The 414-nt window shown below is 54.1% G+C and carries 1 pseudogene; it reads left to right on the top strand.

Annotated features, from left to right (window positions below):
• Positions 1–128 precede the first annotated feature (128 nt).
• A pseudogene (locus C7H85_RS19310) lies at positions 129–414 on the top strand (transposase); the annotation flags it as partial.

The raw sequence follows: 414 nt of genomic DNA, 5'->3' as shown, positions 1-414 counted from the left end.
CGTGAACGGCGATTCCGGAAATCCAGCAAAAGTGTTCATCTTGGGCCGGAATAGGTGTTCACGTTGAACCAGAATAGGTGTTCACGTTCCGCCGGAATGGCTGTTCACCATGGGCCGGAATATGCAATGTACTGAAAGATGCGCTGAAGGACATCTGGTATGCCCCCAGTATCCGGGGGGGATGGAAACGCTGGCGAGCCTGGCAGCGTCTCGCCCGTGAAAGCGGTCTGGCCCCGTTACAACGCTTTGCCAGAAACCTCAAACGTTACCTTCGGGGCATCCTGGCTAGTTCACGCTTCCCGATGCATACCAGTCAACTGGAAGGCGTGAACAATCGTATCAAAGTCATCAAGCGCATGGCCTATGGGTTCAAGGATACCGAGTACTTCTTCCTGAAAATCAAGGCGGCGTTCC

Source organism: Zobellella endophytica (assembly GCF_003012775.1).
In the GTDB taxonomy this organism is placed as follows: domain Bacteria; phylum Pseudomonadota; class Gammaproteobacteria; order Enterobacterales; family Aeromonadaceae; genus Oceanimonas; species Oceanimonas endophytica.
Note: the sequence above shows the minus strand (reverse complement) of the source record. Positions and strands in the feature narration are given on the sequence as shown.